Below are 14,017 nucleotides of genomic sequence, written 5' to 3' on the forward strand. Positions count from 1 at the left end.
CGTACGCTCCGGGCCGCCGTCTTCTGCGTGCGCCGCCCTCCTGCGCGCCGCCCTCCCCTTCCGCACGCCCCGCCGCCGCACAGGCGGTGCCCAGCACCCGCACAGCGAAGTTGCGCCTCAGGTGTTGTCCGGGCCTGGTCAACAGGCTTCAATGCGGGATTACTTGGGCCGGGCGGCCCCCGGGAACAGCGCGAACGGCGCGACCAGCCGTTGCGAGCATCACAGAAAGGGCCCTGCATGCGGCACGGCACACAGCGCGAGGCCGTCTCCGGTTCTGCCGCGGCGCAACTGGAGACGGCCCTGCGGGGCGGCCCCTTCCACGTCGCACTGCGCGCCGCGATCACCGCCCGTGGACTGCCGCTGCAGCGCGTACAGCACCATCTGACGCGGTACGGGGTCAAGGTGGGTGTGACGAGCCTCAGTTACTGGCAGCAGGGCGCCCGGCGCCCCCAGCGCGCCGAGTCCCTGCGGGCCGTGCGCGCCCTGGAGGAGATCCTGCAGCTGCCGGACGAGTCGCTGATCCGGCTGCTGACGGCGGCCGACGGGCGCACCGGCGCGGAGCGTCCCGCGACCCGCTCGTACCGCTCCCTGGTCGAGGCCTCCGGGGCCCTGGAGAAGCTGCTCGCGGAGCTCGACTCACCGCCCGACGGCGGACTGTTCGTCCTCGGCCACCACGAGCGGGTGCGGATCGGCGCCCGCCGCGAGCTGCTCTCGCGCGACTCCCAGCACGTCGTGCGCGCCCACGGCGACGGCGTCGACCGCTATGTGGCCGTCCACCACGGGGACCCCGGCTGCGCCCCGGAGCGCATGAGCGTGCACGCCCTGGAGAACTGCCGCACGGGACGGGTCCTGTGGCACCACGAGACGGGCGTGCTGGTGGCCGAGCTGCTCTTCGACACGCGGCTGCGCGCGGGCGACACCTTCATGTTCCGGTACGGCGTCGAGGACGGCACGGCCGGCGCGTCCAGCGAGTACGTGCGCGGGTTCGGCGTCCCCGGCGGGCAGTACGCCCTCCAGGTGCGGTTCGCCGAGGCGGCGCTGCCCGTGCGCTGCCACCGGTTCTCCCAGCACTCGGCGGCGGCGCCCCGCGGCGGCCGCCAGGAGCTGGCGCTGAGCGGCCACCACCGCTCGGTCCACACGGTGGTCGTGGGGCGCGGGTCGCGGCTCGCGTAAACGCTTGCGCAAGCGTTTACGCGAGCCGCCGCATGGGGTACTTTCGCGGGCGGCGGACGCTTGCGGGGAGGGCACCATGGCGACGATGGCCGACGTGGCCCGGCAGGCGGGCGTCTCCGTGGCGACGGTCTCGCACGTGCTCAACGGCACGCGCCCGGTGCTGCCGCACACCCGCCAGGCCGTGCTCGACGCCGTCGACGCGCTCGCCTACACGCCGAACACCCTGGCCAGGTCCCTGGTCACCGCCCGCACCCGGTCCATCGGGCTCGCGGTGTCGGCGATCAGCAACCCTTACTTCACGGAGATCCTCCAGGGTGTGGAGGCGGGCGCCCTGGAGGAGGGCTACAGCCTGCTGATCGCGGACCCGCACGACGACCCGGCCCACGAGCGGAAAGTGGTCCGGCTCCTGCACGAGCGGCGGGTGGACGGCATGATCGTCGCCCCCTCCCCCGATCCGCGGGAGCTGCTCGGCTACCTCGGGAGGCACGGCGTACCGACGGTGTTCCTGGACCGGCTGGTCGACGGCGGCCCGGCCCCCGGTTTCGCGTTCGACCAGGTGTGCGCGGAGAACGCGGAACCGGTCGCCCGCCTGGTCACCCACCTCGCCGGGCTGGGCCACCGCAGGATCGCCCTGGTCGCGGGCCTGCCCGGACTCAGCACGACGAGCGAGCGGATCGCCGGCTACCGGCAGGGCCTGGCCGGTGCGGGGCTCCCGTACGACGAGCGGCTCGTGGTCCCCGGCAACTCCGAGGCGGCGGCCGCCGAGCGGGCGACCGGCGCCCTGCTGTCCCTGCCCGCGCCGCCGACGGCGCTGGTCACCGCCAACAACGCGATGACCATCGGGGCGCTGCGGGCCGTACGCGCGCGGGGCCTGTCCGTGCCCGCGGACCTGGCCCTGTGCTGCTTCGACGACTTCTCCTGGGCGGACCTCTTCTCGCCCCGGCTCACCGCGGTCTCCCAGCCCAGCAGGGAGATCGGCGCCCAGGCCGTACGGCTGCTGCTGGAACGGCTGGACTCCCCCGGCCGGGCGGCCCGTACCGTCCGGCTGCCCTCCGCCCTCGTGCACCGCACCTCGTGCGGCTGCCCCGGGGACCGTCCCGAAAGCAGCTCCGGGAGCTGCCCCGAGAAAGGATCCGACGCGTGATCGTCGTCGCCGGTGAGGCCCTGATCGACCTGGTGCCCGGTGAGCCGGGCGCGCTCGCCGCACTGACCCCGCGCCGCGGCGGCGGGCCGTACAACACGGCGGTGGCGCTGGGCCGGCTCGGCTCCCCCGCGACCTTCTGCTCCCGGATCTCGCGGGACGCCTTCGGCGAGGCCCTGATCGACGGGCTGCGCGAGGCGGGCGTCGACGTGGCGTCCGTGCAGCGGGGCGCCGAGCCCACCACCCTCGCCGTCGCCTCGATCGCGGAGAACGGCTCGGCCTCCTACTCCTTCTACGTCGAGGGCACCGCCGACCGGCTGTTCTCGGCGCCCGGCCGGCTGCCGGAGGGGACCCGGGCGGTGTCCTTCGGCACCTGCTCGCTGGTCCTGGAGCCGGGCGCGAGCGCGTACGAGGAACTGATGCGGGACGCGTCCGCGCAGGGCGTGTTCACCGCGCTCGACCCGAACATCCGCGCGGTGCTCATCCCCGATCCGGACGCCTACCGGGCCCGGTTCAAGAGCTGGCTGCCCTCCGTGTCCCTGCTCAAGCTGTCCGAGGAGGACGCCGAGTGGCTGGGCGGCACGCCGCGCGAGTGGCTGGCCTGCGGCCCCTCGGCGGTTGTGGTCACGCGGGGCGGCGACGGGCTGACCGCCTACACCCGTGACGGCGGCGAGCACTCCGTGCCGGGCGAACCGGTCGACGTGGTGGACACCATCGGCGCGGGCGACACGGTGAACGCGGCGCTGCTGCACGGCCTCGCCGCCCGCGACGCGCTCTCCGCGGCCGCGGTGGCGGGCCTGGGGGCCGACGGCTGGGGCGAGCTGCTCCGGTTCGCCGCCCGGGCCGCGGCGATCACCTGCTCGCGAGCGGGTGCGGAACCGCCGTACGCACACGAGCTGAACGCCCCGTAGGGGCGCGGGGAACTGCGCGCTCAGCCACGACACATCCGCGGCCGCACGACGACCTGACGCGGCACGATGCCGCAATGCGCCGCGCCCCACGGGAACTCCCGTGGGGCGCGGCGCATGACAGCAGAACTCAGGCCTTGCGGGCCCGAGCCGTCTTCTTGGCCGGGGCCGCCTTCTTCGCCGAAGTCGCCTTCTTCGCCGAAGTCGCCTTCTTGGTGGCAGCCGCCTTCTTCGTGGCAGCCGTCTTCCCGGCGGTGGCCGTCTTCTCGGCGGTGGCGGACTTCGCCGTCGTGGTCCTGGCCGTCGCCGTCCTCTTCGTCGCCGACCCGGCCGCCGCGACCTTCTTGGCGGTGGCCTTGCGCGCGGGCTTCGCCTGCGGGGCGTCGCTGACGCGCTCGGCGCCCAGGACCTCCCGCAGGAACTTGCCCGTGTGGCTGGCCGGCACCCCGGCGACCTGCTCGGGCGTGCCCTCGGCGACGACGACGCCGCCGCCCGCGCCGCCCTCGGGACCCATGTCGATGACCCAGTCGGCGGTCTTGACGACATCGAGGTTGTGCTCGATGACGACGACCGTGTTGCCCTTCTCCACCAGGCCCGACAGCACGACGAGCAGCTTGCTGATGTCCTCGAAGTGCAGACCGGTGGTCGGCTCGTCGAGGACGTACACCGTGCGTCCGGTGGAGCGCTTCTGCAGCTCGCTGGCGAGCTTCACCCGCTGCGCCTCGCCGCCGGACAGGGTCGTCGCGGACTGGCCGAGCCGGACGTAGCCGAGGCCGACGTCGTTGAGCGTCCTGAGGTGGCGGGAGATCGCCGGGACCGCCTCGAAGAAGTTCATGGCTTCCTCGATCGGCATGTTCAGGACGTCGGCGATGGACTTGCCCTTGTAGTGGACGTCCAGGGTCTCGCGGTTGTAGCGGGCACCGTGACAGACCTCGCACGGGACGTAGACGTCCGGCAGGAAGTTCATCTCGATCTTGATGGTGCCGTCGCCCGCGCAGTTCTCGCAGCGGCCGCCCTTGACGTTGAAGGAGAAACGCCCGGGGAGGTAGCCGCGGACCTTCGCCTCGGTGGTCTCCGCGAACAGCTTGCGGACATGGTCGAAGACGCCGGTGTACGTCGCCGGGTTGGACCGGGGGGTGCGGCCGATGGGCGACTGGTCGACGTGCACGACCTTGTCGACGAGGTCGTCGCCCTCCACGCGCGTGTGGCGGCCGGGGACGTTCCTCGCGCCGTTCAGCTCGCGGGCCAGGTGCGTGTACAGGATGTCGTTGACCAGCGTGGACTTGCCGGAGCCGGAGACACCGGTGACGGCCGTCAGGACGCCCAGCGGGAACGACACGTCGATGTCCCGGAGGTTGTTCTCGCGGGCGCCGTGCACCGTGAGCTGCCGGGAGGGGTCGCGCGGGCGCCGGACCTCGGGCAGCGGGATGGCCTTCCTGCCGGACAGGTAGAGGCCGGTCTGCGACTCGTCGTTGGCCAGCAGCTCCTTCAGGGAGCCGCTGTGCACGACGTGGCCGCCGTGCTCGCCCGCGCCGGGGCCGATGTCGACGATCCAGTCGGCGACCTTGATGGTGTCCTCGTCGTGCTCGACGACGATGAGCGTGTTGCCCATGTCGCGCAGCCGGACCAGGGTCTCGATGAGCCGGTGGTTGTCCCGCTGGTGCAGCCCGATGGAGGGCTCGTCGAGGACGTACAGGACGCCCACAAGGCCGGAGCCGATCTGGGTCGCCAGCCGGATGCGCTGGGCCTCGCCACCGGAGAGCGTGCCGGCCGCGCGGTTCAGCGACAGGTAGTCGAGGCCGACGTCGACCAGGAACCGCAGCCGTTCGTTGACCTCCTTCAGCACGCGCTCGGCGATCTTCTTGTCGCGGTCGTCGAGCGTCAGCCGGCCCAGGAAGTCCGCGCAGTCGCTGATGGACATGGCGGCGACCTCGGCGATGGACTTCTCCATGACCGTGACCGCGAGGACGACCGGCTTGAGGCGCGTGCCCTCACAGGTGGGGCAGGGCACCTCGCGCATGTAGCCCTCGAAGCGCTCGCGGCTGGTGTCGCTCTCGGCCTCGCTGTGCCGGCGCTTCACGAAGGGGACGGCGCCCTCGAAGGGCGTGGTGTACACGCGCTCCCTGCCGTACCGGTTGCGGTAGCGGACCTCGATCTGCGTCTTGTGCCCGTGCAGGAGGGCCTTCTTGGCGCGCTGCGGGAGACCGGCGAAGGGGATGTCGGTCCGGAAGCCCAGCGCGTCCGCGAGGGCCCCGACCAGGCGTCCGAAGTACTCCTTGCTGTGCCCGTGCGACCAGGGGTGTATGGCGCCCTCGTCGAGGGACTTGTCCTCGTCCGGGACGATCAGCTCGGGGTCGACCTCCATGCGCGTGCCGATGCCGGAGCACTCCGGGCAGGCGCCGAAGGGCGAGTTGAAGGAGAAGGAGCGCGGCTCCAGCTCCTCGAAGGACAGGTCGTCGTACGCGCAGTACAGGTGCTCCGAGTACATGCGCTCACGCTCGGGGTCGTCGGCCGGGAGGTCGACGAAGTCGAGCACGACCATGCCGCCGGAGAGGCCGAGGGCGGTCTCCACGGAGTCGGTCAGGCGGCGCTTGGCGCCCTCCTTGACCGTGAGGCGGTCGACGACCACCTCGATGGTGTGCTTCTCCTGCTTCTTGAGCGTGGGCGGCTCGCTGAGCTGGATCGTCTCGCCGTCGACGCGGGCCCTGCTGTAGCCCTTGGTCTGGAGGTCGGCGAAGAGGTCGACGAACTCCCCCTTGCGCTCGCGCACGAGCGGCGAGAGCACCTGGAAGCGGCTGCCCTGGGGCAGCTCCAGGACCTTGTCGACGATGGCCTGCGGCGACTGGCGCGAGATGGGCCGGCCGCACTCGGGGCAGTGCGGCTTGCCGATGCGCGCGAAGAGCAGGCGCAGGTAGTCGTAGACCTCGGTGATGGTGCCGACCGTCGAGCGCGGGTTGCGCGAGGTCGACTTCTGGTCGATGGAGACCGCCGGGGAGAGGCCTTCGATGAAGTCGACGTCCGGCTTGTCCATCTGGCCGAGGAACTGCCGGGCGTACGAGGACAGGGACTCCACGTAGCGGCGCTGGCCCTCGGCGAAGATGGTGTCGAAGGCCAGCGAGGACTTGCCCGACCCCGACAGGCCCGTGAAGACGATGAGCGAGTCGCGGGGGAGGTCGAGCGAGACGTTCTTCAGGTTGTGCTCGCGCGCTCCACGGACGATGAGACGGTCGGCCACGCCGGTCCGCACCTTTCTAGAGAGAAGTGACAGGGGCGGGGCCCCCGTCCTTCCAGACTAGGGGGAGCCACTGACAACGCCGGTTCGGTTCGCCTCGGGGGAACAATCCCGGGCCTTCAAGCATGCCCGGCGCCGCCTCCTGACCTTATAGCACGTACATTCGATTAGCGGACGTCGTCGGCCACCTTCACCCGAACGTGTGGCGCCGCTATCGTCTGCCCCATGAACGATCATGTGCGCGACCTGGCGTCTGTACGTGACGCGACCGAACGGCTGCTGAGCGCAGCCGCCCAGCTGCACAACGCCGATGTGACCGAACCGTCACGGCTGCCCGGCTGGAGCCGTGGCCATGTCCTGGCCCATCTCGCCCGCAACGCGGACGCGCTCGTGAACGTCCTGGAGGGCCGGCCGATGTACGTCTCCGCGGACGCCCGGGACGCCGACATCGAGCGGGACGCCCCGAGGCCGCTGGAGACCCAGCTCGCCGACGTGCGCGACAGCGCGGCCCGCTTCCTGGCGGCCGGGGCCGCGCCCGCCGACTGGTCCCGCACCGTGGAGCTGCGCAACGGGGTCACGGACGCGGCGTCCCAGGTGCCGTTCCGGCGCTGGGCCGAGGTCGAGCTGCACCACGTGGACCTCGGCATCGGGTACGAGCTGGAGGACCTGCCGGAGGAGTTCACGCGGCGGGAGACCGACTTCCTGGCGGACCGCTTCGCCGGGCACCCCGAGGTGCCGCCCACGCGCCTCACGGACGGCACGCGCGCGTGGCGCACCGGACGCGAGGGTTCCGCGGCGGGGTCCGGGATCACCGTGACCGGTCCCGCGCCCGACCTGCTCGGCTGGCTGGCCGGACGCCGGGAGGGAACCGGGCTGACCGTCGAGGGCGGGCCCCTTCCCGTGCTGCCCCCGCTATAGGCTGAGCGCCATGACGTACAGCGGAGCGGTGAAGGTCGGCGGCCCTGCGGACGTGCACGAGCTGCGCGACCTGATGATCTCCAAGGTCGCGGTCGGCCCGATGGACAACAACGCCTACCTGTTGCGCTGCCGGGCCACGGACGAGCAGCTGCTGATCGACGCGGCCGACGACGCCGGCACCCTGCTCACCCTCATCGGCGCCGACGGCATCGCGTCCGTGGTGACCACGCACCAGCACGGCGACCACTGGCAGGCCCTGGCGGAGGTGGTGGCGGCCACGGGCGCGCGCACGTACGCGGGGCGTGAGGACGCCGACGGCATCCCCGTACCGACGGACGTGCCGGTCGGGGACGGCGACACCATCCGGGTCGGGCACGTGGAGCTCACCGCGCGCCACCTGGTGGGCCACACGCCCGGCTCGATCGCCCTGGTCTACGACGACCCGCACGGCCACCCCCACGTGTTCACGGGCGACTGCCTCTTCCCGGGCGGTGTGGGCAACACCCGCAAGGATCCCGTGGCGTTCGCCAGTCTGATCGACGACGTCGAGACGAAGATCTTCGGCACGCTGCCGGACGAGACCTGGGTCTACCCGGGCCACGGCAACGACACGACCCTCGGCGCCGAACGCCCCCACCTCCCGGAGTGGCGCGCCAGGGGCTGGTAGGCACCCCGGGCCCCGAAGGGGCGCGGGGAACACCTCCGGGAGACGGCAGTTCACAGCGCTGCAACACCCGTTCCCACCATGCGGACAGTTCCCGCCGTGACCTCGACAGCCGGGCCCGCGCACTGTCACTCTCCCGCCATGCATCCTGCTCGTAGCACCCTGCGCGGGACCCTGTCCGCCGCCGCCGTAGCTCTGCTGGCCGTCGCCGTCGGCTGCAGTCCGCAGCCCGAGGAGAAGGCCGCCGGCACGTCCTCCCCCGCGTCGTGCGCCAAGGGCGAACTGGACACCGAGGCCGCCGGAAAGCTGACGATCGCGACGGACGAACCCGCGTACGAGCCGTGGTTCAAGGACGGCGAACCCGCCTCCGGGGAGGGCTTCGAGTCGGCCGTCGCGTACGCCGTGGCGAAGCGGCTCGGCTACGGCAAGGACGACGTCGTCTGGCGGACCGTGCCCTTCAACAAGGCGTTCGCGCCCGGCGAGAAGACCTTCGACTTCGACATCAACCAGGTGTCGATCAGCGACGAACGCAAGAAGGCCGTCGACTTCTCGTCCGGCTACTACGACGTGCGCCAGGCCGTCGTCGCACTGAAGGGCTCCGAGGCCGCGAAGGCGAAGAGCGTCGCCGACCTCAAGGACGTCAAGCTGGGCGCCCAGGTCGGCACCACCAGCCTGAACTACATCGACGACGTGGTGAAGCCGGCCGACGCGCCGGCCGCGTACGCGAAGAACGACCAGGCCAAGTCCGCGCTCAAGAACGGCCAGGTGGACGCCATCGTGGTCGACCTGCCGACCGCGTTCTACATCACCGCGGCCGAGGTCACGGACGCGCGGATCGTCGGGCAGTTCGAGAACCGGGGCGGTGCGCCGGAGCAGTTCGGGCTCGTGCTGGACAAGGGCAGCGCCCTCACCCGGTGCGTGACGGACGCGGTGGACGCCCTGCGCGAGGACGGCACCCTCGCCGCCGTCGAGAAGCGGTGGCTGTCCGACGCGGTCGACGCGCCGGTGCTCAAGTGACCCTCACGCCCAAGGAGTCGGGCGGCGACGGACCCGGTGGGGAGCCGGCCGGGGAGGACGCGCACGACACGTACGACGCATACGTCCCGTCGCGGCGGCGGATCGAGCGGGAGCGCCACCAGCGCTCCCGCGCCCGGCGCGCGACGGCGGTCGCCGCGCTCTCCACCCTGGTGACCGCCGTCGTCCTCTACCTCGTCGTCGTCAACGCGCCCGGCTGGCCGCGCACCAAGGAGACGTTCTTCGACGCGGGGTACGCGCGCGAGGCGCTGCCCAAGGTCCTCGAAGGCCTGTGGCTCAACGTGCGGCTGCTGCTGGTGTGCGGCGCGGCGGTCCTCGTCCTCGGCATGCTGATCGCCGTCGCGCGCACCCTGCGCGGCCCGGTGTTCTTCCCGCTGCGCGCACTGGCCGCCGCCTACACCGACTTCTTCCGCGGCCTTCCGCTGATCATCAATCTGATGATCGTGGTGCTTGGCGTGCCGGCCCTGCGGCTGCAGGGCATCACGGTCGATCCGGTGCTGCTGGGCGGTACGGCGCTCACGCTGACGTACTCGGCGTACGTCGCCGAGGTGTTCCGCGCCGGCATCGAGTCGGTCCACCCCTCGCAGCGGGCCGCGGCGCGCTCGCTCGGGCTGAGCAACCGCCAGACGCTGCGGTACGTGGTCCTCCCCCAGGCCGTACGCCGTCAGGTGCCGCCGCTCCTCAACGACCTGGTGTCCCTGCAGAAGGACACCGGGCTCGTCTCGATCGGCGGCGCGGTCGACGCCGTGCGCGCCGCGGACATCATCGTGGGCCGCAGTCTCAACTACACGCCGTACGTCGTCGCGGGGCTGGTCTTCGTCGCGCTGACCATCCCGATGACGCGGTTCACGGACTGGGTCACGGCGCGGATGGACCGCCGCCGGGCACAAGGAGGGGTCGTATGAGCGGGCCGGTGGGCACGGATTCCTCCGTACCCGTGCTGCGCATGGAGGCCGTTCGCAAGACCTTCGGCGGCTCGGTCGTCCTGCGCGACGTCGACCTGGAGGTCGCCCCGCACACGGTGACGGCGCTGATCGGGGCGTCGGGCTCCGGCAAGTCGACGCTGCTGCGCTGCGCGAACCTGCTGGAGGAGATCGACGACGGCGCCATCTGGCTGGACGGCGAGGAGATCACCGACCCGCGCGTCGACCAGGACGCGGTCCGCCGCCGCATCGGCGTGGTCTTCCAGTCGTACAACCTGTTCCCGCACATGACCGTCCTGGAGAACATCACGCTCGCCCCGCGCCGCGTGCACGGGGCCGACCCGGCGGAGGCGCGGGCACGCGCGCGTGAACTGCTCGACCGGCTCGGGCTCGGCGCCAAGGCCGACGAGTACCCCGACCGGCTGAGCGGCGGCCAGCAGCAGCGGGCCGCGATCGTCCGCGCCCTGGCCGTACGCCCCCGGCTGCTGCTCCTCGACGAGGTCACCGCCGCGCTCGACCCGGAGCTCGTGGGCGAGGTCCTGGGCGTCGTGCGGGACCTGAAGGACGAGGGCATGACCATGGTGCTGGCCACGCACGAGATGGGGTTCGCCCGCGACGTCGCCGACCAGGTCTGCTTCCTCGACGGCGGGGTCGTGCTGGAACGCGGCACGGCCGAGGAGGTTTTCGGCGAGCCGCGGCAGGAGCGCACGCGGCGCTTCCTGCGGCGGATCGTGGAGGCCGGACGACTCTGAGGGGGTCGCGCTCCGAACGGCCATGTGCCGAACCTGCATGGGCCGGACGGTCATGGGCCGGGCCGTCATGGCCAGGACCGGTCATGTGCCGGCGGTGGCCCCCGCCAGCGCCGCGACCCGCTCCACGCCGAACACGTACCCCTGCACGCCGCAGCCCGCGATGACGCCGTCCGCGCGCAGGGAGACGTACGAGTGGTGCCGGAACTCCTCGCGCCGGTGGATGTTGGAGATGTGGACCTCCAGCACGGGCAGTCCGTCGCAGGTGTTGAGCGCGTCCAGGATCGCCACCGAGGTGTGCGAGTAGGCGCCCGGGTTGATCACGATGCCGCAGTGGCCGAGGCGGGCCTCGTGGATCCAGTCGACCAGCTCGCCCTCGTGGTTGGACTGCCGGAAGTCGATCGTCCCACCGTGGGCGGCCGCCGCCTTCGCGCACAGCGCCTCGACGTCGGCGAGCGTCTCGGATCCGTAGATCTCCGGCTGCCGCTGGCCCAGGAGGTTCAGGTTGGGCCCGTTGAGGATCATGACGGGGGCGCTGGCGAGGGTGCGGGGCACGGTTCCTCCGGTCCGGTGGGTGGCTCGGCCCGTCCAGGACCGCTGCTGGGACCCGGTCTATCACGGAGCCCGCGCACGGCGGGCGGCGTGTGCGCACGGGGGCGGCCCGCCACGGGCCCGGCGCCTCCCGGGCTCCCGCGCGCCCCGTAACCCATGGTGATCGTGGGTGGTTGACGCGGTATGGATCGCGCACGCTCAGTGAAGACCCCTTCCATGCTGCGGCTCGCCTGCGCCGCACTCGCCGGGACGGCCGTCGAGTTCTACGACTTCTTCGTCTACGGGACGGCCGCCGCGCTCGTCCTGGGCCCGCTGTTCTTCCCGACCTTCTCGCCGGTGGCGGGGACACTGGCGGCCTTCGGGACCTTCGCGGTCGGGTTCGTGGCGCGGCCCCTGGGATCGGTCCTGTTCGGGCACATCGGGGACCGGCACGGACGGCGGCCCGTCCTCGTCGCCTCCCTGCTGCTGACCGGTGCCTCGACCGTCGCGGTCGGCTGCGTGCCGACGTACGCCTCCATCGGCACGGCCGCTCCCGTCCTGCTGCTCGTGCTGCGTTTCCTGCAGGGGCTCGGGCTCGGCGGGGAGTGGGGCGGGGCGGTGCTGCTGACCGCGGAGCACGCGCCCGCCGACCGCCGCGGACTGTGGTCGAGCTTCCCGCAGATCGGTCCGGCCCTGGGATTCGTCCTCGCCAACGGTGTGATGCTCGCGCTGTCGGCGACGCTCTCCGACGCGCAGTTCGCGTCCTGGGGCTGGCGGGTGCCGTTCTGGGCGGCGGGCGTGCTCGCCGCAGCCGGGCTGTGGCTGCGCTCGTCCCTCGCCGAGAGCCCGCGGTTCCTCGAACTGCGCGAGCACGCGCGCGTGCCGCTCGCCGAGGTGGTCCGCGACCACTGGCGGCTCGTCCTGCTGACGGGCGGGGCGCTCGCGGTCGGGTACGCGCTCTTCTACGCGGTGACGACCTGGTCCCTCGCCTACGCCACCGAACGGCTCGGGGTGAACCGTACCGTCATGCTGGCCTGCATCATGGCGGCCGTCGTGGTGAAGGGCGCGCTCACCCCGCTGGCGGCCGTCCTGAGCGACCGTTACGGGCGGCGCCCCCTGTGCCTGGCCGGCTGCGCGGCGGCCGCGGTGTGGATGTTCCCGATGATCGCGCTGCTGTCGACGGGCGAGCCCCTGCTGATGTTCCTCGGGTTCCTGGTGGCCCTGATCGCGTTCGTGACGATGTTCGGCGTGATCGCCGCGTACCTGCCGGAGCTGTACGAGCCGCGGGTGCGCTGCACGGGTGCGGCGGTGGGCTACAACCTGGGCGGGGTCCTCGGGGGCGCGCTCACCCCGATCGTGGCGACGGCGGTCGCCGACCGGAGCGGGCAGGTGCCCTGGGGCGTGGCGGCCTACCTGACGGGCATCGCGCTGCTCAGCCTCGGCTGCTTCGCGCTGCTGCCGGAGACGCGGCGCGTGGGGGTGGCGGCGGCCGAGCCGGAGCCCGCGACGAGCTGAGCGGGGTGACGGGGTGGCCGGTCCCTACGGAGCCGGCCGGTTCCTACGGGTTGATCGCCAGCTCCAGGTACGCCGCGAACAGCACCAGGTGGACGCCGCCCTGCAGGGGCGTGGCCCGGCCGGGGACGACCGTGAGGGAGCTGACCACCACGGTCAGGGCCAGCAGCACCATATGGGTGGAGCTCAGGCCGAGGACGAGCGGGCCGGAGAGCCAGATGGACGCGACGGCCACGGCCGGGATGGTCAGCCCGATGCTCGCCATCGCCGACCCGAGGGCCAGGTTGAGGCTGGTCTGCACCCGGTCGCGGCGGGCCGAGCGCAGGGCCGCGATCGTCTCGGGGAGGAGCACGAGCAGGGCGATGACCACGCCGACCACGGCGTGCGGCATGCCGGCCGCCTCCACGCCGGACTCGATGGTCGGTGACACCCCCTTGGCGAGTCCGACCACGCCCACGAGGGCCAGGCCCAGGAGTCCCAGGCTGATCATCGTGGTCCCGGAGGAGGGGATCTCGGCGTGCTCGTCCGCGTCGATCACGGCGCCCTGCCGGGTGACCGGCAGGAAGTAGTCGCGGTGCCGCACGGTCTGGGTCGCCACGAACATGCCGTACAGGACGAGGGAGGAGAGGGCGGCGAAGGTGAGCTGGGTCGTGGAGAACTCGGGGCCCGGCTTGCTGGTGGTGAAGGTCGGCAGCACCAGGCTGAGCGTCGCCAGGGTCGCCACGGTCGCGAGGGCGGCGCCGGTGCCCTCGGCGTTGAAGACGGCCAGCCGGTGCCGCAGTGAGGCGACGAGCAGGCTCAGGCCGACGATGCCGTTGCAGGTGATCATCACGGCCGCGAAGACGGTGTCGCGGGCCAGCGTGGCGCCCTTGTCCCCGCCGTCGGCCATGAGGGTGACGATCAGGGCCACCTCGATGATCGTGACGGCGACGGCGAGGACCAGCGAGCCGAAGGGTTCGCCGACCCGGTGGGCGACCACCTCCGCGTGGTGGACCGCGGAGAGCACGGCGCCCGCCAGGACCAGTGTCACCAGGGCCACGACCACGCCGGGCAGATCACGGCCCCAGGTGAGGACCAGCAGGACGATCGCGATCACGGGCACGACGGCCGTCCACTGCGTCGCGAGTGTCCGAAGCCGAACGATCATGCAGCGATCCTCGCAGTCGTGAGCGGGCCGCGCACTCCGGCGGAGCGCCGCGGCGGCCGGGCGGCGCGGCCCGTGTTCCCTGCT

General features: G+C 72.4%; 12 protein-coding genes. 9 read left to right on the forward strand and 3 right to left on the reverse strand.

The window, feature by feature from the left end; all coding sequences use genetic code 11:
• The first annotated feature begins 237 nt into the window (after positions 1-237).
• From FGF04_RS22275 to FGF04_RS22285, 3 genes are all read left to right on the forward strand, one after another.
• Complete coding sequence (locus tag FGF04_RS22275) at positions 238-1,173, forward strand: hypothetical protein (RefSeq protein WP_149513063.1); 936 nt, start codon at positions 238-240, stop codon at positions 1,171-1,173.
• Between the two features lie 76 nt (positions 1,174-1,249).
• Entirely contained in the window at positions 1,250-2,317 is a 1,068-nt protein-coding gene (locus tag FGF04_RS22280; protein ID WP_149513064.1) for a LacI family DNA-binding transcriptional regulator, read from the forward strand.
• Positions 2,314-3,225, forward strand: a complete 912-nt coding sequence (locus tag FGF04_RS22285; RefSeq protein WP_149513065.1) for a carbohydrate kinase family protein — start codon at positions 2,314-2,316, stop codon at positions 3,223-3,225. Before FGF04_RS22280 ends, FGF04_RS22285 begins: the two co-directional genes overlap by 4 nt.
• Before the next feature lie 127 nt (positions 3,226-3,352).
• Here the strand turns inward: FGF04_RS22285 and uvrA are convergent, their stop codons facing one another.
• Positions 3,353-6,457, reverse strand: coding sequence for an excinuclease ABC subunit UvrA (gene uvrA / locus FGF04_RS22290; protein ID WP_149513066.1), 3,105 nt, complete (start codon positions 6,455-6,457; stop codon positions 3,353-3,355).
• Between the two features lie 222 nt (positions 6,458-6,679).
• On the opposite strand from uvrA, the gene FGF04_RS22295 reads away from it, so the two are divergent.
• From FGF04_RS22295 to FGF04_RS22315, 5 genes are all read left to right on the forward strand, one after another.
• The gene (locus FGF04_RS22295; RefSeq protein WP_149513067.1) at positions 6,680-7,372 is read left to right on the forward strand and encodes a maleylpyruvate isomerase family mycothiol-dependent enzyme; all 693 of its coding nucleotides are present in this window, start codon (positions 6,680-6,682) and stop codon (positions 7,370-7,372) included.
• 10 nt (positions 7,373-7,382) lie between these two features.
• Positions 7,383-8,039, forward strand: a complete 657-nt coding sequence (locus FGF04_RS22300; RefSeq protein ID WP_149513068.1) for an MBL fold metallo-hydrolase — start codon at positions 7,383-7,385, stop codon at positions 8,037-8,039.
• A gap of 138 nt (positions 8,040-8,177) precedes the next feature.
• Positions 8,178-9,053: an ABC transporter substrate-binding protein gene (locus tag FGF04_RS22305; RefSeq protein WP_149513069.1), complete on the forward strand. Its 876-nt coding sequence runs from the start codon at positions 8,178-8,180 to the stop codon at positions 9,051-9,053.
• Positions 9,050-9,976, forward strand: a complete 927-nt coding sequence (locus FGF04_RS22310; protein ID WP_235882435.1) for an amino acid ABC transporter permease — start codon at positions 9,050-9,052, stop codon at positions 9,974-9,976. The genes FGF04_RS22305 and FGF04_RS22310 overlap by 4 nt, the downstream gene beginning before the upstream one ends.
• Positions 9,973-10,746 (forward strand): amino acid ABC transporter ATP-binding protein, encoded by a 774-nt coding sequence (locus FGF04_RS22315; RefSeq protein WP_149513071.1) that lies wholly within the window; start codon positions 9,973-9,975, stop codon positions 10,744-10,746. The genes FGF04_RS22310 and FGF04_RS22315 overlap by 4 nt, the downstream gene beginning before the upstream one ends.
• A gap of 81 nt (positions 10,747-10,827) precedes the next feature.
• Here FGF04_RS22315 and aroQ read toward each other — a convergent pair whose 3' ends face one another.
• On the reverse strand, positions 10,828-11,298 hold the full coding sequence (aroQ, locus tag FGF04_RS22320; RefSeq protein ID WP_149513072.1) for a type II 3-dehydroquinate dehydratase: 471 nt from the start codon (positions 11,296-11,298) through the stop codon (positions 10,828-10,830).
• A 213-nt stretch (positions 11,299-11,511) separates the two neighbouring features.
• Between aroQ and FGF04_RS22325 the strand changes: the two genes are divergently transcribed.
• Complete coding sequence (locus FGF04_RS22325) at positions 11,512-12,789, forward strand: MFS transporter (protein WP_149513774.1); 1,278 nt, start codon at positions 11,512-11,514, stop codon at positions 12,787-12,789.
• A 43-nt stretch (positions 12,790-12,832) separates the two neighbouring features.
• Here the strand turns inward: FGF04_RS22325 and FGF04_RS22330 are convergent, their stop codons facing one another.
• On the reverse strand, positions 12,833-13,933 hold the full coding sequence (locus tag FGF04_RS22330; RefSeq protein ID WP_149513073.1) for a calcium:proton antiporter: 1,101 nt from the start codon (positions 13,931-13,933) through the stop codon (positions 12,833-12,835).
• Positions 13,934-14,017: the final 84 nt, after the last annotated feature.

This window comes from Streptomyces apricus, assembly GCF_008369065.1.
Taxonomy (GTDB): Bacteria; Actinomycetota; Actinomycetes; order Streptomycetales; family Streptomycetaceae; genus Streptomyces; species Streptomyces apricus.

Coding starts and splice junctions, on each gene's coding strand:
- FGF04_RS22275 (WP_149513063.1), top strand. CDS start 238: ATGCGGCACGGCACACAGCGCGAGGCCGTCTCCGGTTCTGCCGCGGCG.
- FGF04_RS22280 (WP_149513064.1), top strand. CDS start 1,250: ATGGCGACGATGGCCGACGTGGCCCGGCAGGCGGGCGTCTCCGTGGCG.
- FGF04_RS22295 (WP_149513067.1), top strand. CDS start 6,680: ATGAACGATCATGTGCGCGACCTGGCGTCTGTACGTGACGCGACCGAA.
- FGF04_RS22300 (WP_149513068.1), top strand. CDS start 7,383: ATGACGTACAGCGGAGCGGTGAAGGTCGGCGGCCCTGCGGACGTGCAC.
- FGF04_RS22305 (WP_149513069.1), top strand. CDS start 8,178: ATGCATCCTGCTCGTAGCACCCTGCGCGGGACCCTGTCCGCCGCCGCC.
- FGF04_RS22315 (WP_149513071.1), top strand. CDS start 9,973: ATGAGCGGGCCGGTGGGCACGGATTCCTCCGTACCCGTGCTGCGCATG.
- FGF04_RS22325 (WP_149513774.1), top strand. CDS start 11,512: ATGCTGCGGCTCGCCTGCGCCGCACTCGCCGGGACGGCCGTCGAGTTC.
- FGF04_RS22330 (WP_149513073.1), bottom strand. CDS start 13,933: ATGATCGTTCGGCTTCGGACACTCGCGACGCAGTGGACGGCCGTCGTG.